Annotated in this window: 3 protein-coding genes; all 3 read right to left on the bottom strand. The window is 61.6% G+C overall.

Features of this window, described 5'->3' with window-relative positions; all coding sequences use genetic code 11:
• Nucleotides 1-28: 28 nt before the first annotated feature.
• A complete protein-coding gene (locus AB4Y86_RS17980) occupies nt 29-1039 on the bottom strand; it encodes a DNA-directed RNA polymerase subunit alpha (RefSeq protein ID WP_441403514.1) in 1011 nt (336 codons plus the stop codon).
• 125 nt (nt 1040-1164) lie between these two features.
• Complete coding sequence (rpsK, locus tag AB4Y86_RS17985; protein ID WP_018773682.1) at nt 1165-1566, bottom strand: 30S ribosomal protein S11; 402 nt, start codon at nt 1564-1566, stop codon at nt 1165-1167.
• Nucleotides 1567-1617: 51 nt separating this feature from the next.
• The coding region (rpsM, locus tag AB4Y86_RS17990; protein WP_441403515.1) for a 30S ribosomal protein S13 at nt 1618-1825 on the bottom strand (208 nt) is incomplete at its 5' end.

Genomic DNA, 1825 nt, shown 5'->3' on the forward strand with positions numbered 1-1825 from the left:
GCGTCTAACCTGCTGGCCAAGATCTGGTTTAGAGCTCGTCGTCGCTGAAAGCGGCGTCGTCCTCTTCGATGGCTGCGGCGCGGGCTGCAAGGTCGAATCCGGGAGGGGAGTCCTTGAGGGACAGACCCAGTTCAACGAGCTTTGCCTTGACCTCGTCGATGGACTTCGCACCGAAGTTACGGATGTCCATCAGGTCAGCCTCGGAGCGGGCAACGAGTTCACCCACGCTGTGGATGCCCTCACGCTTGAGGCAGTTGTAGGAACGGACCGTGAGGTCCAGATCCTCGATCGGCAGCGCCATGTCCGCTGCCAGGGCAGCGTCCGTCGGCGACGGGCCAATCTCGATACCTTCAGCTGCGGTGTTCAGCTCGCGGGCCAGACCGAACAGTTCCACCAGGGTGGTACCTGCCGAAGCGACCGCGTCACGCGGTGCGATGGCCTGCTTGGTCTCGACGTCGACAATCAGCTTGTCGAAGTCAGTGCGCTGCTCAACACGGGTGGCTTCCACGCGGAAAGTAACCTTCAGCACCGGCGAGTAGATCGAGTCGACCGGAATGCGGCCGATCTCGGAGTCGCCGGACTTGTTCTGAGCTGCCGAAACGTAGCCGCGGCCGCGCTCGATGGTCAGTTCGAGTTCGAACTTGCCCTTCGAGTTCAGCGTGGCGATGTGCAGATCCGGGTTGTGGAATTCGACTCCGGCCGGCGGAGCGATATCCGCGGCGGTGACGACTCCCGGGCCCTGCTTGCGCAGGTAAGCAACAACCGGCTCATCGTGCTCGGAGGAGACCGACAGGTTCTTGATGTTCAGGATGATCTCGGTGACATCTTCCTTGACACCCGGAACCGTGGTGAACTCGTGCAGCACGCCATCGATCCGGATGCTCGTTACGGAGGCACCGGGGATGGAGGAGAGCAGGGTACGGCGGAGGGAGTTTCCGAGGGTGTAGCCGAAGCCCGGTTCCAGCGGTTCAATGATGAAACGCGAGCGGTTMTCGGAKACWACYTCTTCGGASAGGGTGGGGCGCTGTGCAATGAGCACTTAGGTTTCCTTTCGGCGAGCATCCGCTATATGACGCAACACAGGTGGTGGAAAGATCGGTCTGAGACTTAACGCCGTTGGGCTTGCCCGGGCCGGTGAGGGCCCGGGCAAGCTCCGGCTAAGACTTAGACGCGGCGGCGCTTCGGCGGGCGGCAGCCGTTGTGCGCGCTGGGGGTTACATCCTGGATGGATCCAACCTCGAGGCCAGCGGCCTGCAGYGAACGGATKGCSGTCTCGCGTCCGGAGCCCGGTCCCTTGACGAACACGTCAACCTTGCGCATGCCGTGCTCCTGTGCGCGCTTGGCGGCGGCTTCGGCAGCCATCTGGGCGGCGAACGGGGTGGACTTGCGGGAGCCCTTGAAGCCGACCTCACCGGACGAAGCCCAGGAGATGACTGCACCGTTCGGGTCCGTGATGGACACGATGGTGTTGTTAAAGGTGCTCTTGATGTGCGCCTGGCCCAGCGCGATATTCTTTTTGTCCTTCTTACGCGGCTTGCGAACCGCGCCACGAGTCTTCGGGGGCATTATTTCTCCTACAGAAAGTTATTGGGGGAAAACGTGGCTAATCCCAAGGGATTAACGAGTCTTCTTCTTGCCTGCGACGGTGCGCTTCGGACCCTTGCGGGTACGTGCGTTCGTCTTCGTACGCTGTCCGCGCACTGGCAGGCCCTTACGGTGGCGAATACCTTCGTAGCTGCCGATCTCWACCTTGCGGCGRATRTCTGCKGCCACYTCGCSGCGAAGGTCACCCTCAACCTTGTAGTTGCCTTCAATGTAGTCACGC

Origin of the sequence: Arthrobacter sp. 2YAF22_2, from assembly GCF_052114645.1 — a bacterium.
In the GTDB taxonomy this organism is placed as follows: domain Bacteria; phylum Actinomycetota; class Actinomycetes; order Actinomycetales; family Micrococcaceae; genus Arthrobacter.